The following is a 23472-nucleotide window of genomic DNA, read 5'->3' on the forward strand; positions in this document are numbered from 1 at the left end:
CGGGCGGCGCGAGGAGGCTTGCCCGAGCGGCCTAAGGGAACGGTCTTGAAAACCGTCGTGGCAGCGATGTCACCGTGGGTTCAAATCCCACAGCCTCCGCCGCTGAACAGCCCCTGACCTGTACCCCGGGTCGGGGGCTTTCCCATGGCCGGCCGCCCGCCGACGACCGTGGCCGCCCCGTGCACGGGGACACGAGCGTTGATGTCCGTGCGGGCCAGGGTGGCGCACCGACTCGTTAGGGTCACCGGCATGAGTGCCGCCATAGCCGCCATGGTCACCGCGGTCGTCGGCGTGCTCGGCACGCTCTTCGCACCGCTGGTCGCAAACTGGGTGGCCAGGCGTCAACGTGCTGACGAGGCTCAAGCGGAGGAGAGGAGACGGCACCACGAGGAACGGCACGCCGCGTACACCGCGATGAACCGGGCGTCCCGCAATTTCCACACGCTGCTGAAAGACGCTCTTCACCGCCTGCGTGACGGGGTCTACAGCGACGAGGACCGGGTCCGGGTCGAGGAAGCCCGACGCGACTACCGCGACCGTTACGCCGAGGCGCAAATGATCGTCCCCGACGTGGTGCTTGCCGCGTCTCGCGAGCTCAACGTGGTACTCGCCGGGGTCGACGCCGCCGCCAAGCGCATTGACCGCGGTCTCGCGGGCGCCGGCGAAACCGCGGAGCGGGTGCTCCTCGACCTCAAAGCCGCAGAGCCCAGACTCACCGCCATGCGCCGCATCATGCGCCAGGATCTCGGCATCACCGATTGAGTGGCCGGCCTGGTCGCCGTACCGCGCCGTTGTATCGCGATGGCTCCGGAGTCCCTCTGGCTGTCGAGCGCCATCGGTGGCCCGCTGGTCGTGCTCGACGCGGGACCCGAAAGGGATATCCGGTAGCCATCGGGTCATCGGGTTGGCAGTCTCCGGTCATGGATTCCCGGCTCAATGACATGCCGAGCCATTCCTGGCTCGGCACGCCGATCGACGCCCGCTCGCTGTTCGCTCCGGAACACGCCGCACTCATGTCCACCCTGCGCGGCCTGGCGCCCGCCGACTGGCGCAGGGAGGCGGTGCCGGGCTGGACCGTCCGCGATCTCGTCGCACACCTGCTGGGCGACTGCTACGGGCGTCTTGCCCGCGACCGCGACGGCCACCAGGAAGGCCCCGCCCTCGCGCCGGGCGAGACGCTGGAGGCGTTCATCCACCGCATCAACCAGGAATGGGTGGACGCCTTCTCCCGGGTGAGCCCGGCCGCGCTCACCGACACCCTCGGCCTGGTGGGAGCGCAGGTGGCCCGGTTCTTCGAGGGCACCGACCCCGATGCGCCGTCGCTGGGCGTGTCCTGGGCCGGCGTCGACCCGGCGCCGGCGTGGCTGGACACCGCCCGGGACTTCACCGAGTTCTGGACCCACCGCCAGCAGATCCGCCATGCGGTGGGCCAGCCCACCGACCACGATCCGCAGCCGCTGTCCGTGGTCCTGGACACCTTCATGCGGGCTCTGCCCCACACCCTGCGCGACGTCCAGGCGCCGGTCGGCACGGCGATCCAGGTGCGGGTCGACGGCCCGGCCGGCGGCATCTGGACCGTGACGGCCACCGGGTCCCGCTGGTCGCCGGCCGAGCAGGGCACCGCACGTCCCAGCGCGCTCGTCCGGCTGGACGCGGAGACCGCCTGGCGCCTGTGCACCCGCGGCATCCAGCCGGACGCCGCCCTCGCTCGTGCCCGCGTCGACGGCGACCGTGAGCTGGCCGAAGCCGCCTGCCGGATCGTGTCGATCGTCCACTGACGGAGGCCCGGCCGCCCGGCCCGGCCGTGGTGTGCGTCCGGGCGGCGCGCGGGCCGGGGGCTCGGGCAACGGCCGGCCGGTCCGCTCCCGTCCCGCCGACCGGGGTGCCCCGGTACCGCCCGGGTGGGCCGGTTCGGTGGTGGTGGCAACCGGAGGGCCGGGGCAGACGTCCTTGAGGGCGCTCGGTCACTCGGCCGCTCAGGCCTTCACCGGTCGACCCCGCGACTTCGGGGCCGGAAGGACGGGACAGGGAATGGACACAGGGAACCGCCGCGCCAGGCGCACGATGCGGGCAGCGGCCGTGCTCCTGGCGGCCGCGGCCGTCGCCGGGGCCACCGGCGGGTGTGACGACGGCGGGTCCGGCGAGCCGTCGGCGAGCGCGTCGAAGCGGCCCGGGGCGGCCGCGGGCGATCAGGCGGGGCGGCAGCGGGCGCAGCAGGCGCTGGAGGGCTTCCTGACCAGCTACCAGCAGGCGCTCAACGGCGAGGGCGTGTTCACCAAGGAGGCGCTCCGCGACCAGAACCTGACGCCGCGGTACGTGCCCCGGCTGGTGGAGTGGGAGAAGGAGAACCATGTGGACGGCGTCTTCCGGACGAAGGACGTGCCGCTGTCCTGGACCACCCGGGTGATCGGCGAGAAGAGCACCGGGGACAGCGCCTTCGTCGAGGCGACGTTCGAGTGGGGGACCGGCAAGAAGACCGCGGTGGAGTACGAGTACGACGTGCGGACGCTGAAGATCCGGGGGATCGAGGCGAAGTAGCCGGCGCCGAGGGCGGCGCCGGGGGCCGCAGGCCGCGGGCGAGGAGGAACGGACCCGGTGCCGGATGGCTCACCTCGGCACCGTCGGCCGGCGGTGCCGCGAGGTCCGGGGCGGGCGTCAAGGCGCGGTACGGGGGGCTTTCGGGGGCACCCGAGGTTTGGCGGCCGCTGGTCATACCTGCGGGGGAATCGTGAGGTCAGGCGGCATGCACCCCGTTCGGTGAGGGCATTTCTGCCTCAGCGGCGCACACGCGCCGGACAGCATCGGGGTCTACGTCTGCGAGTTGGGTGATGCGGTGACTCAAGGGATTCAGGTGAGGTAGACGGTCTGGCGTAGCGGCGGCACCCCGGTGCCGCCGCTACGTCATTCCGCGCCCGGACGGGGCCCGGGCGGCGCCCGGATGGCGCCCGGCGGGGGCGGGCCCGCCCCCGCGGCTCCGGCCGGACGGCCCGCGACCCGAGCGGACGGGCCGGGCCCCGGGCCCCCAGTCCCCCGAACGGCCGGCGGCCCCGGGCCACTGCCCGCACCCGGGCCGCTTTTGTGCCCCCGGGCCCCACCCGCCCCTGGCGGACGGCCCGCCGCACCGCGGCCCGCAGCACCCCCTCGGGCGGACGGCCCCGGCGCCTCGGGCCCCCATCCGCTCACCTCGGGCCCCACCCCCGCCCCCGGCGGACGGCCCGTGGCACCGATACCCAGCACCCCCTTCGGGCGGACGGCCGGCGGCTCGGGTCGGACGGCCGGACTCCGGGCAGACGGCTGAACTCTGGGCCCGCCACGGGCGTGTCAGCGGGGCACCGGGCCGGCCGCCACCTTCACTCCCCCTATGGACCGACAAAAAGGGATCATCAGATATGTGGTCGGCCTGTGCGCGGCGCTGACCGGCCTGGCGGCCGGCGGGGTCCTGCCCGCGACCGCATCCGCGAACGTCGTGCCCTCCGGGACGACCGCGCCCTACGCGGCCGAGCGACCGGTGTCGCCCGCGCAGCCCACGCCCGTTCCGCCGTTGGCCGTGCGGGCCGCGGTGGACCCGGACCCGCTGTCCGATCTGACGGTGGAGACATCGCCCACGACCGGTGAGGCTTCGCTGCCCGACGCGCCGGACCTGATGGAGCTCGGCGAGGCACGGGCCGTCGGAGCGCTGCCCGACCCGCAGGTGTACGGCGCCCGGATCTTCCGCGGCCGGGCCTTCGACACCTGCCACGCGCCGTCCCTGGCCACCCTGCGGGCCTGGCTCGCCTCCCCGTACCGCGCGGTCGGGATCTACTACGGCGGCCGCGGCCGGCACTGCCTGGACCAGCCGCGGCTCTCCCGCTCCTGGGCGCTGGGCGCGCAGCGGATGGGCTGGGACCTGCTGCCGGTCTACGTGGGGTCGCAGTCGCCGTGCGTCCGCAACAAGGCCAAGTGGCACGTGCGGATGGGCAGCCGTCCCTGGGAGCAGGGGCGCAGTGAGGGACGGGACGCGGTGCGGCGCGCGAAGGCGCTCGGCATGGTCAAGCGGAGCGCGCTCTACCTCGACATGGAGGCGTACGACCGCAAGAACGCGAAGTGCGCCCTCGCCACTCTCGACTTCATCCGGGGCTGGAACCGTGAGGTCCGCTCCCGCGGCTACTTCCCCGGGTTCTACAGCAGCGCGAACTCCGGCGTGCGGCACCTGGAGACCGCACGGCGGGCCGGGATCCGGGATCTGCCCTCCGCCATGTGGTTCGCGCGCTGGGGCAAGAAGCCCTCGCTGTACGGCGAGCCGACGCTGCGCGACTCGGCGTGGCACCCGCACCGCCGCATCCACCAGTACGCGGGCAACGTCAGCGAGAAGCACGGCGGGCGGCGGCTGAGCATCGACCGCAACGCGGTGGACGCCCCGGTCGCGATCGTCCGCTGAGCCGGCCCGCGGAAGCGACTCCCGGCCCTCAAGCCCGGGGCTGCGGTGCTCCTGCCCGGCCCCGGGCCCGGCCCGCGGTTCCGGTCCGGGGACGACCCGCGGCCGCGACCTGGCTCCGGGGGGCCGGGAGCCGGAACGCGAGCCGGGAGCCGGGAGCCGGAAACTGGGAGTCGAGAGCACGGGAAGAGTTGGGAGCCGAGGCCGGTGTCCGGCATCCGGCCCTCGGCCCGGGGCCCCGGGTCCCCGGTCCTATGGCGCAGGGCCCGGAGGCCGTGCGGCCCACGGCCTCGCCGCGGCCGGCGGGGGCCCTCCCCCGAGGCCGTGCGGGCCCTCCCCGAGATCCGGAGCCGGGCCTTCTCGGGGAGGTGACCGGTCCTGGATTCCGCTGCCCGGGGCCCCGCGCGGACCGGTGCGGAGCCCGCCGCCGGGGGCCGGTTCTCCGGTGTGACCCTGAGGGGCCGGTACTACCGCCCTCCAACCCCAGGAGGTGGTGCCAGCACCACCACTACAACCTGAGGGTGACTCGGCTTCGGCACCTACGGCCGATACTCCAGCCCCTGCCGCGCTTCTAGCGTGGACCGCATGACCACCCCCGTGTGCACCACCGCCTCCAGCGTTGGGTTCCCGTCATTCACCTCGTACGTCCGGGCCCGCGGTCCGGCGCTGCTGCGGACCGCCCGTTCGCTCACCGCCAACCCCTGTGACGCCGAGGACCTGCTGCAGACGGCCCTGACCAAGACCTACCTGGCGTGGGAGCGGATCGAGGACCACCGGGCGCTGGACGGCTACGTCCGCCGGGCACTGGTCAACACGCGCACCTCGCAGTGGCGCAAGCGCAAGGTCGACGAGTTCGTCTGCGACGAACTGCCGGAGCCGGACCCGATACCGGCCGCCGACCCGGCCGAGCGGCAGCTGCTCCAGGACGCGATGTGGCGGGCGGTGCTGAAGCTCCCCGCCCGGCAGCGGGCCATGGTCGTCCTCAGGTACTACGAGGACCTGAGCGAGGCGCAGACCGCGGAGGTGCTGGGGGTCTCCGTCGGCACCGTCAAGAGCGCGGTCTCCCGGGCGCTCGGCAAACTGCGGGAGGACCCGGAGCTGAGCCACGCCCGCTGAGCACCGGCCGCCGGCGCGCGGGGCGCCGCGGCCACCAGGGACGCCGTGGGGCGCGGGGGACGGGTACGGCACACGGGGCGGTCCCGCGGGGGGCACGGGGGCGAGTGCGCGCGGCCGGCCGCCAGGGCGGAGCCCTGCGGAGCGGACCCGGCGAGGCCGGGGCGCGCTCGGCGCGGCCGGCGCGCCCGCACGCGGACGAGCTGGGTACGGCACACAGGCGGCGAGGGCCACCCTGGTGCACCGTTGCGGGCTTGTCGCGGGCGCGGTGGCACGGGCCCATGCCCCCGGCCGGCGCCAGAGTCGTCCAAGTCGATGAACCCGACAAGCTCGCCGATAGACAGGGCCACAAGGCTCACCCCCCTCCCAGCAGCTGCCAGCAACACCGCCGACCTTCTCGTCGACGGGGTGCCGTGTTCGAGCCACGTAGTGATGGGGGCGGCCATGCCAAGCCGTGGAGCGGCTTGCCCCAAGAGGCGCAAACGGTTCGGACTGGGCTGCTCGTCGAGCCTGGCGAGGCACTGACCAGCAGCGATATCACAAGCGCCAGTTAACCATGACCTAACCCACAGGTGCGTGGTCGAGGGGGCGCACGGGTGCAGAACGAGAAGCGCATCCCAAGGCGTGGGTCGAACGGCGATATGCTGACAGGCACTTGAGCGCTGACCGCCCCAGACGGGCCCTGGGACAGTAATCCGGGGCGTCCTCCCGCCTAGCGGGAAAGTTCGGTGAGAGGGGCTCAGGTGGCAAGGGAACAGACGGAAAGCATGGAGTCAGGCTCCGACCGCTTACCCCGATGGGTTCGCATCTGGGCAGTGGTCGTGGCTCCCGCTCTGCCTCTTGTTGCGGTGTGTGTGGAGCGCTTCGCGCTCTAGTTGTGCGCTGGGTATGTGTCGGCCGAGAGGACCTCACAGGTAAGGTCCGACCGCTTTGTGGTCGGCCGGACCTACCCAGTTCTGCGCACACTCGCCCAGCTCCGGTTGCAGCCGGGGCTGGGCTCTCTCACGCGCTGGCGTGGCGTTCCCCGAGTGGTTATGTCACCACAGGAGGCAAGTGCACACCACGTCCAAGGCTACCTCAGGGCGTTGCCTATTCGGGTTCCCATGTGCACTGTCATCTCATCAGCGCTTGACCGGCACACCAGTCAGAGCTGCGATCTCCTCGGGGTCGCTGACCATGCGTGGGGTGCTCTGCCGGTTCCGAGGGAACCGGGCTTCGGCCGACAGGCCAGCGACTGGTCGAGCCACGCGCGCAGTGCTGCGCTGTAATGCGAGGGGCGAGTGAACACCCGCCTTCGAAATGCGGTGATGAACCGAGCGCCGCAGTCGGCCAGTGGCCCGATCGGCGGCGCTGTGCTGTGCGGGCGATGGTCAGAGCGTCCAGCGGCGGCCGGTGGGGATGTGCCACGCGTGGGCGATGCCGTCCGCGTCGCGGCGGTATCCGAACTGGTCGTGCGTGGGGCGCCCCTCGACGTTCCACCAGTTCCACGCGTCCTCGACCTGCTGCCACAGCTCGGGCGACCCGCCGTACGTGACTGTCCGGGGCCCGCTGAGGGGTGCCCGTGCCCATGTGCCGTCGGGTTGCTGGAGCTGGATGGCCATGGCGCCGGAGTCGTCGTCCAGGTGGTACACGAGTTCGGCGGTGGGCAGGTGGGCGGCGAGCAGGAGGCGGAACGGGTAGTGCTGCCGGATGTCGGCGGCTGTGACGGTGGTGGGTCGCGTATGGGTGATCGGAGCCTTCGGCGGCCGGTGGGTACGGGGATAGGTGTGGGCGTCTCCGCGGGCGGCCATGAACCGGCCGCCGCTGGCGGTGAAGTGGCCGGTGGCGTTCTGGTCACCGTCGACCGCCAGGCGCACGACTCCGCCCTCGATGCCGAGTGCGATGTCGGTCAGGATGATGCCGCCCGGTCGTGTCTGCTCGATCCATGCCGGAGGGATGGCCGGTACGGAGCAGGTGGCGATGATGCGGTCGAACGTGATGTCCGCGGGGTATCCATCGCGGGCGTCACCGGCGGCGAGTCGGGGTTTGTGGCCAAGCTGCGCGAGGCGCTGGCGGGCGGTGTCGACGAGGTCCGGGGCGACGTCGGTGGAGTGGACGAGGTGCGCGCCGAGGCGGGCGCAGAGCAGCGCGGTGAGGTACGCGGTACCGGTGCCGACGTCCCATACGCGGTCGCCGTCAGTGACGTTGAGGTCTTCGAGCATGCCGGCGATGAGGCCGGGCATGGTGCTGGACGAGGTCGGGATGCCGGTCCATGCGTGGTCGTCGACCTGTTCGGCGGTGGCGGGGTCGAGCGCCGTCACGAGGGTCTGGTCGCCGTACGAGGCGTCGAGCCATGCGTTCCGGTCGTCGGCTCCGTCGCGCAGCCGCCAGACGGTGATGCCCTTCTCGTTGGTCTCCTGGCTGTACCACTCGGGCACGAAGACGTGGCGGGGGATTTCGGCGAACGCCTTCTGCCACTCGGGCGTACGGATCGCGCCCGAGGCGCGTAGCCCGTCGACCAGAGCGGCGAGGCGGGGCCGGGCGTCGGCGAGTGGGGTGTCGCTCACGCGTGTACTCCTTGCAGTTCGTCGGCGCGTGGTGTGGTTGGGCGGGGTGCCGAAGGTGGGGGACGGTGACCATCGGCGCCCCTCAGGGCGGCTGCTGGCCCGCCGGGGGCCAGGGGGCCACCCTGGTCTCAGGGGGTTGGCGCGCGGTGCTCGCAGTGAGAGGCGAGGGATGCGCGGGGGAGCGGCAGAACCGGATGTGCCGACAGTTGGATGTGCACCGTGTCGGATCGGCCCGTGAGGTGGGCGGGGTCGCCGGCCCGGAGCGACAGGAGGGCGGCGGCCTGGCCGTGGTCGAGCCATCGGAAGGCGGCGCGGCTGTCCTCGGGGCACATCAGGTGCAGGACGACGCGGAGTTGAGTGCGTAACCACCGGAGCGCGGCGGCCGGGTCGGGCGCGAGGTGAGAGGTAGCGGTTTCGCGGGTGTCGAAGGGGTGGCTTGGTTGCATGGTGATGCGGCACCACCATGCGGGCTGTAAGACCGTGCGCGGTCGGCTGATCAGTGAGTGACGCACGGTCGTCCCTTCGCCGTAGCTGGTGCCCCTGCCCCGCTTGCCCTGCGGGGAGGGCCCTACCCGGGCATGGGTATGCCCGGTGGGGCGCGGCCCGGGGGCGTGGCGATGTCTCGGAGCCAGCCGGGGCGGCGACGTAGAGCGACCGTAGCGCCACACGACGTTTGCGGGCAACCATGCCCCGGGGCAAACAAGTTTGCCTGAACACGACTGCGCCCCCTCACGAAGAGGGGGCGCACCTGTGTTCGGTGGCCGCTAGTTGATGAGGTGGTCGAACTCGCCGGCCTTGACACCGAGCAGGAACGCGGCGAGCTTCTCGCGCGTGGTGGTCAGGATGACGCCGGGATCGTCACTCTCGCGCATGACGATGCGGCCATCATGCTGCGCAACCTCCACGCAGTTCGGGCCGTCGCCCCCTGAGAAAGAAGACTTCTGCCACTGTATTGGTGCGGTCATTGTTGTCACAGTTCCCGTGCGATGTGGTGGATGAGTTGCCGCGAAGCTTCCGGGGCGAGGGACGCGCTTTCGGCAATGTCGAGAAGCGTCTTGTACTTTGCGAGGTCGACTTCCGAGTCCAGAAAGTGATTACCGAGAGCGCTGTCGATCTGGACCGTGTCCAACTGAGGTACGGAGCTGGTCACGTAGAGCACCGGCTGCGTGATCTCGATGAAAACCTCGCTAGTGAACGGGATGACCCGTACTGCCACGCTCGGTCGCTGGGATGCCTCGATGAGGTGTTCCAGCTGCTCGCGAGCCACTTTGCGGCCGCCAAAGCGCATTCTGAGCGCTGCCTCATGGATGATGGCCAAGCATGCGGGCGGCTCGACCCGGTCGAAGATTCGAGCGCGCTTCATGCGGTGCTCGACACGTGCCTCTACCTCCTCGGGTGGCAGCTTTGGTGTGACGCCGTGGAACAGTGCGCGAGCGTAATTTTCGGTCTGAAACAGACCAGGGATGGTCACATTTTGTGCGCTTCGCAATGCTGTTGCGTGGTGCTCAAGCTCGGCAATGTCAAGAAAACCAGGGGCGAGGATTCCGCGGTATTCGTCGAACCAGAACTGCCCGCGGTGCTCCCGTGCGATGGCGCACAGGGCATCGATCAGTGCCGCGTTGTCGCACGAGTAGAAGGTCGCCAAGCGGCGGATACGCTCCTCGCTGACGCCGATGCGGCCGGATTCCATGTGGCTGATCTTCGCTTGGTCGACAGACAGCAGGCCGGCGGCTTCCCGGGCGGCCTTTCCTGCGCGCTCGCGCAGCTTCCGCAACTCGGCGCCCAAGCGCGCCTGGCGTGCAGTCGGGTTGTCCCTTGGCGGCATGCGTCCCTTCCTCTGTTGCTCCGAGTTTGCCGGGTGAGGCATCACGGGTCCACGGGCTCACGCTACAGGCAGTCAGAGCTTGCCCCGTGGCAACCTTGCCCCTACCGTCTTCCGTAGTACCGCGCCGCTACGCCGGTAAGCCCGCAGTGCAGCCGCCGCGTGCCCGCAGGGGCGCCCCGGGGGCGGTCGAGCCACGGTGGCGAGCGGCGCACCCCACCGCATCGGGAGACACCATGACGCATCTGTTATCGGTCCCGCCGAGGTCAGAGAGCTACCGGCTGACCGGACCGCGTACGCCGAGACTGCCCGGCATCGCCCGCGACTTCCTCGCCGACGTGCTGCCGCCGACCACCCACGTACACCCGGACGCGATCTACGCGGCGAAGGTGTGCGTGTCCGAGCTGGTCACCAACGCGCTCCAGCACACCACCACCCCCACGATCACCGTCGAGGCGACGATCGCCGCCGACCGGTGCGTGGTCCATGTGCACGACAACAGCCTGTCGCCGCCCACGCCGGGCGACTACACCACCGAGCGCGAGCGCGGGCGCGGTCTCGCCATGGTGCAGAGCTATGCCGAGACCTGGGGCGCGATGATCCACGGCGGTCTGAGCCCGACCCACAAGTCGGTGTGGTTCCGGATCGCTCTCACCGGAGGGAGCGTCGCATGATCAGGCAGACGGACCCCGTGGTCATCGCTCGTGTGGCAGCTGACGTGACCCGGCTGCACTTCCGGTCGTCCACCGGAACGAGTCAGCTCGTGAGCCTGCCCGACGCCGTCGCCCGCGAGCTGGCGTTCGACCTGGGGCAGCTGCTCGGCCTCCGCATCCACCCCCGACAGGCGCAGCCGGCCATCAGAGGGCGCGAGGCCGCTCCGTGTCTTCCGGCCCGGGCCGTGGTGGATGGTGACCACCCGTCGAGGGAGTGAAGCGGGGCGTCGCCCCCGAACCAGCGTCGCCCCCGAACGCGAGAACCGCCCCTCGCCGGCCGTGCCGGGCGGCGAGGGGCGGCGTGGGCCGCCCGGCGTCCATGGCCCCAGGGCGATCCGGTTACCGCGAGTAGCAGTGGGGCGTCGTCTCCACCGGGGAGCGTTCTGGCGGCGACACCCCCGAAAACGGTCACCCGAGCTAGTGACATACCGCCGGGTACGGCAGCAGAATCAGCGGAACCCTTACCCGCGCGTAACCCGGCCTTTCGGGAGGCTCCCCGGTGTTGAGCACGATGCAGGACGTACCCCTGACCGTGAGCCGCATTCTGCGGCACGGCTCGACGGTGCACAGCGGTTCATCCGTCATCACCTGGACCGGAGTCCCCGGCGAGGGCCCGGCGACGCGGAGTTTCGGCGAGGTCGGGGCGCGCTCGGCGCAGCTGGCGCACGCGCTCGCGGACGAGCTGGGCGTGGTCGGCGACCAGCGGGTGGCGACCCTCATGTGGAACAACGCCGAGCACCTGGAGGCGTATCTGGCGATCCCCTCCATGGGCGCCGTCCTCCACACCCTCAACCTGCGGCTCCCCGTCGACCAGCTCGCCTGGATCGTCAACCACGCCCAGGACCGGGTGGTCATCGTCAACGGCTCGCTGCTGCCGCTGCTCGGTCCGCTGCTGCCGCACCTCACCTCCGTCGAGCACGTGGTCGTCAGCGGGCCGGGCGACCGCTCCGCGCTGGAGGGCGGCCGGGTCCGGGTGCACGAGTACGAGGAGCTGATCGCCGGACGGCCGACCGACTACGACTGGCCGGACGTGGACGAGCGCGACGCCGCCGCGCTCTGCTACACCTCGGGAACCACCGGCGACCCCAAGGGCGTGGCGTACAGCCACCGCTCGATCTACCTGCACTCGCTCCAGGTGAACACCGCCGAGTCGTTCGCCCTCGGGGCGGCCGACGTACTGCTGCCGGTGGTGCCGATGTTCCACGTCAACGCGTGGGGCACCCCGCACGCCTCGTTCATGGCGGGCAGCTCGATGCTGATGCCCGACCGGTTCCTGCAGCCCGCCCCGCTGGCCGAGATGATCGAGGAGGTGCGGCCCACCATCGCCGCCGCCGTGCCGACCATCTTCCAGGGGCTGCTCGCCGAACTCGACGCGAGGCCCCGCGACGTCTCCTCGCTGCGCAACGTGATCATCGGGGGCGCGGCCTGTCCGCCGGCCCTGATGAAGGCGTTCGAGGAGCGCCACGGGCTGCGTGTGGTGCACGCCTGGGGCATGACCGAGACCTCGCCGCTGGGATCGGTCGCCCACCCGCCCGCCGGGGTGACCGACGAGGAGGCCTGGCGGTACCGGGCCTCCCAGGGCCGGTTCCCGGCCTCGGTGGAGGCGCGGCTCGCCGCGCCGGGCGGCGGCTACCTGCCGTGGGACGGGAAGTCCGCCGGTGAGCTGGAGGTGCGCGGGCCGTGGATCGCCGGCGCCTACTTCGGCGGGGCCGGTGCGGACCCGTTCCGCCCGGAGGACAAGTTCAGCGAGGACGGCTGGCTGCGCACCGGCGACGTCGGCACCATCACCCCGGACGGCTTCCTCACCCTGACCGACCGGGCCAAGGACGTGATCAAGTCGGGCGGTGAGTGGATCTCCTCGGTCGACCTGGAGAACCACCTGATGGCCCACCCGGACGTCGCCGAGGCCGCGGTGGTGGCCGTGCCGGACGAGAAGTGGGGCGAGCGGCCGCTGGCCACCGTGGTGCTCAGGGAGGGGGCGACCGCGGGGTACGAGGACCTCAAGGCGTTCCTCGCCGAGCGGATCGCCCGGTGGCAGCTGCCGGAGCGGTGGGCGGTGATCCCGGCGGTGCCCAAGACCAGCGTCGGGAAGTTCGACAAGAAGGTGCTCCGGAAGCAGTACGCCGAGGGCGAGCTGGACGTCACGAAGGTCGACTGACGGCCGACGGCTGGCGGTCGGGGGCCTTCGCGGGGGCGCGCGCGGCGGGATGAAGGCGCCGGGCGCCCCCGCCGACCGCGCCCCGCTGCGTGATCGCGACCGCCGCCGCGCGGCAGGAACCGCCGCCCGCGTGGCGTGTATGAGGGGGGTGGACCCATGGGTCCACCCCCCTCGGCCGGGCGGGTGCCCGGCGTTCCGGAGGCCGGCCGCGGTCCGGGACCGGCCTCCGTGCGGTCAGTTGGTGCCGATCTTCGCCAGCAGGTCCACGATCCGGGACTGCACCTCCGCGCTCGTCGACCGCTCCGCGAGGAACAGCACCGTCTCGCCCGAGGCCAGCCGGGACAGTTGGCCGGGGTCGATCCCGGCGGAGGTGTACACCACCAGCGGGGTGCGGTTGAGCAGGCCGTTGCCGCGCAGCCAGTCGACGATCCCGGCCCGGCGGCGGCGCACCTGCATCAGGTCCATCACCACCAGGTTCGGCCGCATCTGCGTCGCGAGGGCGACCGCGTCCGCGTCCGCGCCGGCCCGCGCGACCTGCATGCCGCGCCGCTCCAGCGTCGCGGTGAGCGCGGCGGCGATCGCCTCCTGCTCCTCGATCAGCAGCACCCGGGCCGGGTGCTGCTCGCTGTCGCGCGGCGCCAGCGCCCTGAGCAGCACCGCCGGATCCGCGCCGTAGGCCGCCTCCCGGGTCGCCTGGCCGAGACCGGCGGTCACCAGCACCGGCACCTCGGCGGCCACCGCGGCGTTGCGCAGCGACTGCAGGGCGGTCCGGGTGATCGGCCCGGTCAGCGGGTCGACGAACAGCGCGGCCGGGTAGGCCGCTATCTGCGCGTCCACCTCCTCACGGGAGTTCACGATCACCGGGCGGTAGCCGCGGTCGCTCAGCGCCTGCTGGGTGGAGATGTCCGGCGCCGGCCACACCAGCAGCCGGCGGGGGTTGTCCAGCGGCTCCGGCGGCAGCTCGTCGTCCTGCGGCGGCGTGCGGTCGTCCACCACCTCCACCGCGCCGTTGGGTCCGTCGAGCGGTTCCGGCCCCTCGGCCCCCTCGTCGGGCGCGCCGATCGCGAAGGCCCGCCCGGGTACGGAGGTGGAGGGCCCGGGCAGCTGGGGGTGCGGCGTGCCGGGCTGCGGCTGGGCGCGGCGGCGGCCCGCCGGTTCCAGCTCGCCGGACGGGGCGCCGCCCTCGGCCGGTTCGGGCCGGGCCGCCAGCTTGCGGCGCCGGCCGGAGCCCGCGGCGGGAGCCGGCTGCCCCTGCTGCTCACCCGGCTGCTGGGTGAACGGCACACCCTGCCCCAGCGTCCGGACGCTGATCGCCCGCCCGTGCGAGGCGTCCGCGTCCGCCGCCTGGGCGGCGGGCGGCGCCGACTGCCGCGGCAGGCCCGGCGTACCGCCCTGACCGGCGGGTCCGGTCGGTCCGACCGGACCGGCGACGCCGTGGGCAGGTGTGGCGGGGCCGTCGCCGCCCGGACCGCCGAGCTCTTCGGGGCGCGGCCCGCCGGCGGGTGCCGACGGGTGCGCGCCCGGCGCGTGCGGGCCGGGCGTGCCGAACCCGCCCGGGCCGTCCACGGGTTCGGGCAACGGCCGGGAGCCGTCCGCGGCGAGCGCCCGCCGGGCCCGGCGGCGGCCGGTCGGCTCGTCCGCCGGGGTCAGCCCGGGCAGCGGCGGCGGGGCCTGCGGATGGGGCTGGGCCGGGTCGTACCCGAGGTCGTCCATGGCGCTCCGGGCCGCGGGCAGCGCGGGCAGCGCCGACTCGCCCGGGGCGCCGGTGCGCGCGGGCACGGCGGCGGACCGGGGGTCGGCCCCCGGTGCCGCGGCTCCGCCCGGCTCCGGCTGCGGCGCCCGGCGGCGACCGGTCTGGACGGCCGCCGGCCGGGCGGCCGACGGCCCCTGCCGCGGCGCGGCGGCCGGCTCCGGCGCGGGCTGGTGGGCACCCGCCGGCAGCCCGGGCCGCGGTCCGCCGCCCGCCGCCGGGGCACCGGCCGGCCGGCCCGGGGCCTGCGTCGCGGGGTCACCGCCGGCGTCCGGCTCGGCGAGCGCCCAGTCGTCCTGGCCGGTGGCCGCCCACTCCTGGCCGCCGTCGTCGGGACGGCCGGCCGGCCGGGGCGCCCGGTGGGTCCGCGGGCCGGGGAAGGGGCCGCCGGGCCCGTCGGCCCACCCGTCCTGCGGCTGCGGGCCGGCGGCGCCGGGCAGTCCCTGCGCGGGGACCGGCCCGGCCGGGCCCAGCTCGGCGGGGTGCCCGCCGTGCGGCGCGCGGTCGGCCGCCGCGGGGGGCAGCGCGAACGGCGCCCGGGCGGCGGCCGGTTCAGCGGCGGGCTGGGGACGGCTCTGCCCGTCCGGGCCCTGGCCGGGCGCCTCGGGAAGCGCGCGGCGGGCGCGGCGCCGTCCGGTGCCCGGCGCCGCGGGAGGCTCGGCCGGACCGGCCTGCGCGGGCAACGCGAGAGCCGGGGACGCGGTGCCGGCCGCGCCGGTCCCGGCCGCCGGGGTGCCGGTCGCCGTTGCCTCGTCCGGGCCTGCTTCCGCGGCCTGGGGGCCCGGGAGTTCCCCGTGTCCGGGACCGCGGCCGGCGTCGGCGGCGGCCGGCGGCAACGCGAACGCGGCCCGTCCGGCGGCCGCCGGCGCCCCGCCCTCGGGGACGCCCGCCACGCCCGGTGCGTCGGCCGGCCCGGCGTGGCTCCGGCGCGCCCGCCGGCCGGTGGGGGCCGGGTAGCCGCCGCCCGGGGCCGCGCCCGGTGCGGGCAGCGCACCGCCGTCCGCCGCCGCGGGACCGGACGGCCGGTCGGCCGCCCGGCGCAGGTCGACGGCCGGCGCCGGTGCCGCCGCGGGCGGCTGCTGCTCCTCCGCCGGGTCGCGGCGCGCCCGCCGCCGTCCGGTCGGCGGCGGGACGACCGGTGTTCCGGCCCCGTCCGTACCGTCCGGGCCAGCCACCGGTCCGCCGGGGGCGGGGACGCCGGAACCGTCGGTCGCCGGACCCTCGCCGGGAACGCCTCCCGCGGTGTCGTCCACCGGGCCACCGGGCACGGCGCCGCCCGGGCCGCCCGCCGTCCCTCCGGTGGGCACTCCCGCACCGTCCGTGCCGGCCCGCCGCGCGCGACGGCCGGAAGGCACGCCGCCCGCCGGCGCCGTCCCGGGGCCGGCGGCGGTGTCCACCTGCCCCGTCGCGTCGGCACCGGCGCTCGGCGCGGCCGGTGCACCCGTGCCGCCGGCCGCACCGGACGCCCCGTCAGCATCCCGGTCGGCGGCCGCGTCGGCGGTGTCGCCCGGCGCCGCGCCCGCGGCACCGCCGGAGGTACCGGCCGGGTCCGTGCCGTGGGCCGCCGGAGCACCGGCCAGGCCCGCCGCCTCTCCCGCGGCGTCCCCGTCCGGGGCGGCCGCCGGGGCCGTGAGCGGCACCTCCAGCACGAAGGCGGTGCCGCCGGTCCCCGGCAGCTGGTGGGTCTGGAGCACGCCGCCGTGCCGCCGGACCACGCCGTGCACGATCGGGCCGTGCACCGGGTCGCCGCCCGGGTACGGGCCGCGCACCTCGATGCGCACCACCTCGCCGCGCTGGGCGGCGGCCACCACGATCGTGGAGTCGCCGGTGGCGCCGCCCGCCGCGTGGCCGGTGGAGTCCACCCCGGCGACGTCGGCGATCAGATGGGCCAGCGCCTGGGCCAGCCGCTCCGGGTCCACCTCGGCCCGGATCGGCGGCGCGTGCACCGCGAACTGCGCCCGGCCCGGGCCGATCAGCTCGACCGCGCCCTCCACACCGGCCGCCACCACCGCGTCCAGCGAGACCTGCCGCGGGGCGAGCGGTTCCCCGCCCGCGTCCAGGCGCTGGAAGCTGAGCACGTTGTCGACGAGTGTGGTCATCCGGGCGTAGCCGGCGGCCAGGTGGTGCAGGATCTGGTTGGCCTCGGGCCACAGTTGCCCGGCCGGGTCGGCGGCGAGCGTGCCGAGTTCGCCGCGCAGCTGCAGCAGCGGGCCGCGCAGCGACTCCCCGAGGACCGCCAGCAGCTGGGCGTTCCGCGCGGCCAGCGACTGCCGCTCCCGGGCGAGCCGGTCCTCCAGCGCCCGGTAGCGCTCGGTCTGCTCGGCCACCATCGCGTCGTAGCGGGCGGTCTGTTCGGCGAGCATGCTGTCGTAGCGCTCGGTCTGCTCCGCCTCCAGCGCCTGGTAGCGCTCGGTCTGTTCGGCGAGCATGGCGTCGTAGCGCTTGTTCTGCTCGGCCACCATCTCGTCGTACGGGCGCCGGTCGGTGAACGTCATCACCGCGCCCACCAGCTGGTCGCCGTCGCGCACCGGGGCCGTCGTCATGTCGACCGGGACCTGGCTGCCGTCCTTCGCCCACAGCGCCTGGCCGCGCACCCGGTGCTTGCGGCCCGAGCGCAGGCTGTCCGCGAGCGGGGTCTCCTCGTACGGGAAGGGGGTGCCGTCCGGCCGCGAGTGGTGCACCAGCGGGTGCAGCTCCCGGCCGCCGAGGTCACTGGCGCGGAACCCGAGGATCTGCGCGGCGGCCGGGTTGACCAGGACGACCTTGCCCTCGGTGTCGACGCCGACCACGCCCTCGGCCGCGGCGCGCAGGATCATCTCGGTCTGTCGCTGCTGGCGGGCGAGTTCGGCCTCGGTGTCCAGGGTGCCGGTCAGGTCCCGCACGACCAGCATCAGCAGCTCGTCGCCGGTGTAGCTGTGGTGGTCGGCGTACGGGGTGCGGCCGTCCTCCAGGTTGGCGCTGGTGACCTCGACCGGGAACTGCACCCCGTCGGTGCGCCGCGCCATCATCCGGGTCGGCCGGGTGCGCCCGCCCTCGCGGTCGTCCGGGCGGCGCATCGAGCCGGGGATGCGCTTGGAGTCGAAGGACGGGAGCAGGTCCAGCAGTCCGCGCCCGACGAGCGCGGTGCCCGGAGTCTCGAACGTCTCGAGCGCGATGTGGTTCGCGTTGACGACGGTGCCGTTGCAGTTGACCAGCAGCAGCGCGTCGGGGAGGGCGTCGAGTATGGCTGCGAGGCGAGCAGCGCCTCGGGATGGCCTGCTGCTCACGACGACGCTTCCTCCCTGGTTACCGCACCTTGCCGACATCCGCGGCCATCCTGCCGTCCGGTCCGTGGAGTGTCACTAGGAGCGAGTCTAAGCGCTGGGGGTGCGGGAGCGGCGGTGGATGCGGGGGAGGTACTGCCACGGCCTTGTGCGACTCGCCGCACCCCGGACATGTGTGTTCCGTCACGCACGGGCTGACGGGAGCAGCGGCACCAGCCGGTTCCAACGGGCGATCTCGCAGCCGTCGGTCCTGGTGAACCGGGCGTTCACGGGCCGCCCCGCCCAGGTGCCGACGACCCGCGCGACGGCCGGCCCGCCGTACTGCATCGTGCAGGAGGAACCCTCCGGCACCGGCGCGAAGGGGTCATGGCCCCAGCGCGACACCTCGTCCAGCCGGTCGCAGGCGGACCGCGCGGCGAGGTGCGAGCCGCCGCTGGGGTGGCAGTCCACGGTGTACGTCCCGTCGTGCGCCCGGAGTCCGGTGCCGGAGACCGAGACGACCAGGTGGTCGGAGGGTCCGAGGTGCGGGCCGCGGCCGGCGTCGGCCAGGTAGCGGTCCGGCAGCGGGACCGGCAGCGGGACGGCGGCGGCCGCCGGAACGCACGTCATTGCGGCGGCGGTCACGGCGGTGGCGAGGGCGAGGCGGCGCGGCGGCATGGCATGTACTCCTGGTCTGCGAGGGCGGGGCACGCGCTGCCCTGCCGCACTCTCTAACGCGGCCGGGCCGTTCGCGTTGCGCCGCCATCAGGGGCAACCGGCACATCGGGACGGCCTGGACCACCGGGTCCCGGGCGGAGCCGGAGGGGCGGCGCCGGCCGGGGGGTGACGCCGACCGGGGGCGTGGCCGACCGGGGCGGGGGCGGGCGTGCCGCGGGGGCGGGCGTGCCGAGCGGACGGGCGTGCCGAGGGGTGGGCGGGCGTGCCGAGGGGGGCGGGCGTGCCGCGCCGGTGGGCCGGGGCGCCGACGCTCGCACGCGGACGCCGCCGGGCGCGCCCCCGCGGACCTTTGCCGGGAAGCCCGGCTGCCTAGTACCGTGGAACGCGATTGGTGGCCGACCGCTGGGCTGTGCCATCATCTGCACACACACCGCATCGCGCTCACGCGCGAAGCAGGTGCTGTGCTGGAGGCGTCGCCTAGTCCGGTCTATGGCGCCGCACTGCTAATGCGGTTTGGGGCTTACCCCCCATCGAGGGTTCAAATCCCTCCGCCTCCGCTTCCGGAAAGGGCCCCGGTCGTCATCGACCGGGGCCCTTCCGCGTTTCCCGTGCCGTCGGCCCGCCATCCGGCCGCCACCGTGCCGCCGCGGGCCTGCCCATTGCCCCGCCGCCACGGGCGGTCAGCTGCCGTCGGGTCGGCGTTGGCCCGGACGGGCCGCCCACCGCCGCGCCGCCGCGGGCCGGTCACCTGTCGTCGGGTCGGCGCGGGCCGGACACCCGGATCGCTGCGGCCCGGACCCACCGGCCGGGGCGCCGACGGCCGGACACCCTTGGCTGGGTCGCGGCCGGTCGGTCGCTCCGGGGTCGCGCGCGCCCCCTCCGACGGTACGAGCGGGGTCCTCCCCGCGCCGCCCAGCCTCACCGTGAACGATCTTGTGACCAGGCATTTGCCCAGGTCAGAGCGGGTGGACCAAACGGATTTCGCCTCACGCCGCAGGTCATGTAATGTTGTTCCCGCAACGCCGACCGGCAAGAAAAACCGCCGGGAAGCCAAGCGCTCGTAGCTTAACGGATAGAGCACTTGACTACGGATCAAGAGGTTGCAGGTTCGAATCCTGCCGAGCGCACAGTGCCTGAGAGGCCCCGTCGAGAGATCGACGGGGCCTTTCGCTTGTGCCGGGGGGCGCCGCGCCACCGGCACCCGGGCCGGCGGCGCGATCCCATCGGGCGCCGGTCACTTCTCCGTTCGCCAGAACACCGGCTCCTTGTCGTAGTCCCCGGTGTAGACGATCACCGACGGCTTCTCGCCCGCGGGCAGCAGGAACACCGCGCACTGCGTGGTGCTGTCGCCGGGGGCGAACGAATCCGGGTCACCGGTGGGGCAGTTCTTGACCTCGTCCTTGACGGTGGTGACCGACTTGCCCTCCTCGCCCCGCCCGTCGCGCAGGGCGGCGGCGTTGCTGAGGAAGGGGTATTCGAGGGTGCTCTTGCCGGTGTTCTCGAAGGCGAAGGTGACGTAGTACGGCTGCAGCTTCCGCTCTTCGGCGTCCAGGCGCACCGCGTCCAGGTCGGACTGCGCGCCCTTCTTCACGCTCTCCGCCGTGACCTGCAGGGTGGCGCTCCGGTCGGAGCCGCGCTTGTAGGTCAGGGTGGTCGCCACGCCCAGGTCCAGGGTCTTGCCGGCGTCGCTGTCGGCCGGCTTGCTCGCGGTCGGCGCGGGCTTCTTCGACGGCGTCTCGGAGCCCCCGCCCTGGGCGTTGTTCTCGTTGCAGGCCGTGCCGAGCAGGGCGAAGCCGGTGACGCAGGCGAGGGCGGCGGCGGAGCGGTGCATACGCATGGTGGGATCCCCGTGGTGTTCGTGGCGCTGTCCGGTGATGGCCGGCCGCGACGTGGTGACCGCGCCGGAGCGCCGGCGGCGGGCGCCTGCCGGGGCGGTGCGGGTCGTTTCCCGATCATCATGTCCGCGGCGGATGGCGTGGTCATGCCTGAAGATCCACTCGCAGCGGGGCTGAGACTGCGTCGTTGCAAAGTAACCGTGGTGCCACGGAGCCGCTGGTGGGCCCCGGTCCGCACGGTTCGCGGCGGCGCATCGGGAATGGATTTCCCATCCGCGTACGTCGTGCCGTAGGGTTACACCTACCGACGCGGGGTGGAGCAGCTCGGTAGCTCGCTGGGCTCATAACCCAGAGGTCGCAGGTTCAAATCCTGTCCCCGCTACTCATCATCGAGGGCCCGGCACATTGTGCCGGGCCCTCGGTCGTTTGCTCCGCCGGCCGCCCGGTGCCGTGCCCTCGCGGCGCCGTTCGCCGCGTCCCGGCCCCGGCCCCGGTCCTGGCCCCGGTCCCGGCTGCGTCAGCGTCCGCGTCTGCGTATGCGTCCGCGGGCTTCGCTCGTCCGTTCCGTTCCGTTCCCGCCCCGGCTTCGGCTTCGTTCCGTTCCGGTTCCCGCCCCGGCTCCGGTTCGTCGCCTGGCCGCGGGCCCGGGAATAACTCGCTGTACAACGTACAGGGCCCACTTGTACGGTGTACGCCGACCACTTCCCGTACACCGTAAAAGGGGGCGCCATGGCGGCGACGGCAACCGAGAACTCCGCGACCGGGGCGGACACCCCGGCCGGCGGACACCCGCAACGCTGGCTGATCCTCGGGGTCATATGCCTGGCCCAGCTCACCGTGCTGCTGGACAACACGGTCCTCAACGTCGCCATCCCGTCCCTCACCACCGAGATGGACGCGTCCACCGCCGACATCCAGTGGATGATCAACGCCTACTCGCTGGTCCAGTCGGGGCTGCTGCTCACCGCGGGCAGCGCGGCCGACCGCTACGGGCGGAAGAAGCTGCTCGCGATCGGCCTGGCCCTCTTCGGCATCGGATCGTTCCTGGCCGGCATCTCGGAGAGCGCCGGGCAGCTGATCGCCGCCCGCGCCGGGATGGGCATCGGCGGCGCGGTGCTGATGACCACCACCCTCGCGGTCGTGGTGCAGATCTTCGACGAGTCCGAGCGCACCAAGGCCATCGGTGTGTGGGGCGCGGTGAGCTCGCTGGGCTTCGCGGCCGGCCCGCTGATCGGCGGGGTGCTGCTGGACCACTTCTGGTGGGGCTCCATCTTCCTGATCAACATCCCGGTCGCGGCGATCGGCCTGGTCGCGGTGGTCAAGCTGGTCCCGGAGTCCAAGAACCCCGCCGGTGACCGGCCCGACCTGGTCGGCGCGCTGCTCTCCACCATCGGAATGACCGGCGTCGTCTTCGCCATCATCTCCGGACCGGAGGAGGGCTGGGGCTCGGCGCGGGTGCTGCTGTCCGCCACCGTCGGCGTCGTCGTACTCGTCGCCTTCGCGCTGTGGGAGCGCCGGGTCCCGCACCCGATGCTCGACATGGCGTTCTTCGCAGACCGCCGCTTCGTCGGAGCCGTCGCGGGCGGCATCCTGGTCGCCTTCGGCATGGGCGGCTCGCTCTTCCTGCTCACCCAGCACCTGCAGTTCGTCCTCCACTACGAACCGCTGGACGCCGGTCTGCGCACCGCGCCGCTCGCGCTGGTGATCGTCGTGCTCAACCTCACCGGCCTGGGCGCGCGGTTGCTGCCGAAGCTCGGCACCCCGCTCACCATCGTGCTGGGCATGGGCACCATCGCGGGCGGGCTCGCCGCCATCGCCACCCTCGGCTCGGACGACTACAGCGGGATGCTGCTCGGACTGGTGCTGATGGGGATCGGCATCGCGCTCTCCATGCCCGCCATGGCCACCGCGGTCATGTCCGCCATCCCGCCGGAGAAGGCGGGCGTGGGCGCCGGGGTGAACGGCACGCTCACCGAGTTCGGCAACGGGCTGGGCGTGGCCGTGCTGGGCGCGGTGCTCAACTCCCGCTTCGTCGCCCTGCTGCCCGCCGTCGCGGCCGGGGCCGGCTCGCTGCCCGACGCGCTGGAGGCGACCCGCACCCCGCAGGACGAGGCGGCGGTCGCCGACGCCTTCGCCTCCGGGGTGGAGACCAGCCAGCTGGTCGGCGCGGCCGCGGTGCTGGCGGGCGGCCTGCTGGCCGCGCTGCTGCTCCGCCGGGCCGAGCGATCCTCACAGCCGGGACAAGCGGAATAGCATCGGGGGTGGAGTACCCGGGCCTGCCAGAAGGAGAACGCGCCATGGCATCCGTCAGTCGCGCCAGCCGTTCGCACAACAGTGTCTGGCTCTCGGACCGGGCGGTCGCCCGCCGTCGGCCGGACCCGGCACCGGAAGAGGGACAGGACACCGGCCGGCCGCGGGGGCAGGGCGGTGGCCCGGGACGTGACCAGGCGGCCGGACTGGACCGCGACAGGATCGTCGCGGCCACGGTCCGGCTGCTCGACGCGGAGGGCCTGACGAAGTTCTCCATGCGGCGGCTGGCGGCAGAGCTGGGTGTCACCGCGATGTCCGTCTACTGGTACGTGGACACCAAGGACGACCTGCTGGAACTCGCCCTGGACCAGGTCAACGGCGAGATGGTGCTGCCGGACGTGACGGACGAGTCGGCGGACTGGCGCGACCAGCTCCGGCACATCACCGCGCAGTACCGCGATCTGCTGGTGCGTCACCCCTGGGTGCCCCAGCTGATCGGCCGGTACATCAACATCGGCCCCCGCTCGCTGGCGTTCTCCAACGCCACGCTGCGGGTGATGATGCGCAGCGGGCTCGCCATGGAGGACCGGACCGGGGCGCTCTCCGCCGTCTTCCAGTTCGTCTACGGGTTCGCCACCACCGAGGGGCTGTTCAACGCCCGCTGCCAGGAGTCGGGCGTGAGCATCGACGACTACTTCCGCGACGTGATGAGCGCCATCGAGACCCGCCCGGAGTTCCAGGAGACCCTGCAGGCGTCCACCAAGGCGATGGACGCGCGGGGCGGCAGGACCGTGCAGGAGATGCGCGACCGGGACTTCGCGTTCGCGCTCGACATGCTGATCGCCGGTATCGAGGCGATGCGGGACCGCGCCCGGTGACGGCGGCTCCCGGCGCACGGTGACGGTGGCCCCCGCGCACGGTGACGGCGGTTCCCGGCGCACGGGGTGACGG

16 protein-coding genes and 4 tRNA genes are annotated in these 23472 nt (G+C 73.7%); 14 read left to right on the forward strand and 6 right to left on the reverse strand.

The annotated features are described in order from the left end of the window. The first annotated feature begins 12 nt into the window (after nucleotides 1-12). From ACH4B3_RS14490 to ACH4B3_RS14515, 6 genes are all read left to right on the forward strand, one after another. Nucleotides 13-99: transfer RNA gene (locus ACH4B3_RS14490), tRNA-Ser, on the forward strand. A gap of 150 nt (nucleotides 100-249) precedes the next feature. Further along, entirely contained in the window at nucleotides 250-762 is a 513-nt protein-coding gene (locus ACH4B3_RS14495; RefSeq protein WP_398463141.1) for a hypothetical protein, read from the forward strand. A 158-nt stretch (nucleotides 763-920) separates the two neighbouring features. Continuing rightward, nucleotides 921-1778, forward strand: coding sequence for a maleylpyruvate isomerase family mycothiol-dependent enzyme (locus tag ACH4B3_RS14500; RefSeq protein ID WP_398463142.1), 858 nt, complete (start codon nucleotides 921-923; stop codon nucleotides 1776-1778). A gap of 253 nt (nucleotides 1779-2031) precedes the next feature. Continuing rightward, nucleotides 2032-2538, forward strand: coding sequence for a hypothetical protein (locus tag ACH4B3_RS14505; RefSeq protein ID WP_398463143.1), 507 nt, complete (start codon nucleotides 2032-2034; stop codon nucleotides 2536-2538). 823 nt (nucleotides 2539-3361) lie between these two features. Continuing rightward, complete coding sequence (locus tag ACH4B3_RS14510) at nucleotides 3362-4417, forward strand: DUF1906 domain-containing protein (protein WP_398463144.1); 1056 nt, start codon at nucleotides 3362-3364, stop codon at nucleotides 4415-4417. 582 nt (nucleotides 4418-4999) lie between these two features. Then, nucleotides 5000-5530, forward strand: coding sequence for a SigE family RNA polymerase sigma factor (locus tag ACH4B3_RS14515; protein ID WP_398463145.1), 531 nt, complete (start codon nucleotides 5000-5002; stop codon nucleotides 5528-5530). Nucleotides 5531-6897: 1367 nt separating this feature from the next. Here the strand turns inward: ACH4B3_RS14515 and ACH4B3_RS14520 are convergent. From ACH4B3_RS14520 to ACH4B3_RS14530, 3 genes are all read right to left on the reverse strand, one after another. Further along, nucleotides 6898-8073, reverse strand: a complete 1176-nt coding sequence (locus tag ACH4B3_RS14520) for a methyltransferase domain-containing protein (protein ID WP_398463146.1) — start codon at nucleotides 8071-8073, stop codon at nucleotides 6898-6900. 764 nt (nucleotides 8074-8837) lie between these two features. Further along, nucleotides 8838-9038, reverse strand: a complete 201-nt coding sequence (locus ACH4B3_RS14525; RefSeq protein ID WP_398463147.1) for a DUF397 domain-containing protein — start codon at nucleotides 9036-9038, stop codon at nucleotides 8838-8840. Nucleotides 9039-9043: 5 nt separating this feature from the next. Further along, nucleotides 9044-9898 (reverse strand): helix-turn-helix domain-containing protein, encoded by an 855-nt coding sequence (locus tag ACH4B3_RS14530; RefSeq protein WP_398463148.1) that lies wholly within the window; start codon nucleotides 9896-9898, stop codon nucleotides 9044-9046. A gap of 233 nt (nucleotides 9899-10131) precedes the next feature. Between ACH4B3_RS14530 and ACH4B3_RS14535 the strand changes: the two genes are divergently transcribed. From ACH4B3_RS14535 to ACH4B3_RS14545, 3 genes are all read left to right on the forward strand, one after another. After that, entirely contained in the window at nucleotides 10132-10569 is a 438-nt protein-coding gene (locus ACH4B3_RS14535) for an ATP-binding protein (RefSeq protein ID WP_398463149.1), read from the forward strand. Beyond that, nucleotides 10566-10826, forward strand: a complete 261-nt coding sequence (locus tag ACH4B3_RS14540; protein ID WP_398463150.1) for a hypothetical protein — start codon at nucleotides 10566-10568, stop codon at nucleotides 10824-10826. Before ACH4B3_RS14535 ends, ACH4B3_RS14540 begins: the two co-directional genes overlap by 4 nt. Before the next feature lie 281 nt (nucleotides 10827-11107). Further along, complete coding sequence (locus ACH4B3_RS14545; protein WP_398463151.1) at nucleotides 11108-12766, forward strand: long-chain fatty acid--CoA ligase; 1659 nt, start codon at nucleotides 11108-11110, stop codon at nucleotides 12764-12766. 234 nt (nucleotides 12767-13000) lie between these two features. Here ACH4B3_RS14545 and ACH4B3_RS14550 read toward each other — a convergent pair whose 3' ends face one another. Both ACH4B3_RS14550 and ACH4B3_RS14555 read right to left on the reverse strand, forming a co-directional pair. Further along, a complete protein-coding gene (locus ACH4B3_RS14550; protein ID WP_398463152.1) occupies nucleotides 13001-17782 on the reverse strand; it encodes a PAS domain-containing protein in 4782 nt (1593 codons plus the stop codon). Nucleotides 17783-17962: 180 nt separating this feature from the next. Beyond that, nucleotides 17963-18436, reverse strand: coding sequence for an SSI family serine proteinase inhibitor (locus ACH4B3_RS14555; protein ID WP_398463153.1), 474 nt, complete (start codon nucleotides 18434-18436; stop codon nucleotides 17963-17965). Between the two features lie 466 nt (nucleotides 18437-18902). Here ACH4B3_RS14555 and ACH4B3_RS14560 point away from each other — a divergent pair. Both ACH4B3_RS14560 and ACH4B3_RS14565 read left to right on the forward strand, forming a co-directional pair. Next, nucleotides 18903-18993: transfer RNA gene (locus tag ACH4B3_RS14560), tRNA-Ser, on the forward strand. 497 nt (nucleotides 18994-19490) lie between these two features. Then, nucleotides 19491-19563: transfer RNA gene (locus ACH4B3_RS14565), tRNA-Arg, on the forward strand. Between the two features lie 107 nt (nucleotides 19564-19670). Here the strand turns inward: ACH4B3_RS14565 and ACH4B3_RS14570 are convergent. Next, nucleotides 19671-20273, reverse strand: a complete 603-nt coding sequence (locus ACH4B3_RS14570; protein WP_398463154.1) for a hypothetical protein — start codon at nucleotides 20271-20273, stop codon at nucleotides 19671-19673. 306 nt (nucleotides 20274-20579) lie between these two features. Between ACH4B3_RS14570 and ACH4B3_RS14575 the strand changes: the two genes are divergently transcribed. From ACH4B3_RS14575 to ACH4B3_RS14585, 3 genes are all read left to right on the forward strand, one after another. After that, nucleotides 20580-20653 (forward strand) — tRNA-Met (locus tag ACH4B3_RS14575). Between the two features lie 347 nt (nucleotides 20654-21000). After that, nucleotides 21001-22524 carry an MFS transporter gene (locus ACH4B3_RS14580; protein WP_398463155.1) on the forward strand — a complete coding sequence of 508 codons (1524 nt, stop codon included), beginning with the start codon at nucleotides 21001-21003 and terminating at the stop codon, nucleotides 22522-22524. 44 nt (nucleotides 22525-22568) lie between these two features. Further along, on the forward strand, nucleotides 22569-23399 hold the full coding sequence (locus ACH4B3_RS14585; protein WP_398463156.1) for a TetR/AcrR family transcriptional regulator: 831 nt from the start codon (nucleotides 22569-22571) through the stop codon (nucleotides 23397-23399). Nucleotides 23400-23472 lie beyond the last annotated feature (73 nt).

The organism is Streptomyces sp. NPDC018031 (assembly GCF_044327625.1).
Taxonomy (GTDB): domain Bacteria; phylum Actinomycetota; class Actinomycetes; order Streptomycetales; family Streptomycetaceae; genus Streptomyces.